We start from the raw sequence: 388 nt of genomic DNA, 5'->3' as shown, positions 1-388 counted from the left end.
GAACTCCCATATGTGGATAAGAAGTATGACATTTCTATTCAAAGGTCACCTTTGCAATTTAAGAATATTAAGGCATATAAAGAGCTGAAAGATATTATTGATGAAAATCAATATAAAATTATTCATTGTCATACCCCGATGGGGGGAGCCGTTGCACGTTTGGCAGCAAGAAAATCTAGAAAACATGGAACAAAAGTTTTATATACTGCGCATGGATTTCATTTTTGTAAAGGTGCCCCGCTTGCAAATTGGCTGTTATATTATCCAATTGAAAAAATGCTAGCAAATTATACAGATTGCCTCATTACAATTAACCAAGAAGATTATAACTTGGCTGTTCAGCGAAAGTTTAAAGTACCTAAAATTGAACAAATTCATGGGGTGGGAG

Annotated in this window: 1 protein-coding gene; it reads left to right on the top strand. The window is 34.5% G+C overall.

What is annotated here, in order from left to right:
• On the top strand, positions 1 to 388 hold a 388-nt coding region (locus tag AC1DJR_RS33855), incomplete at both ends, for a glycosyltransferase (RefSeq protein ID WP_477004658.1).

The sequence above is a fragment of the Bacillus sp. 05T31 genome, from assembly GCF_056396725.1.
This window is presented reverse-complemented; position numbering and strand designations above follow the sequence as displayed.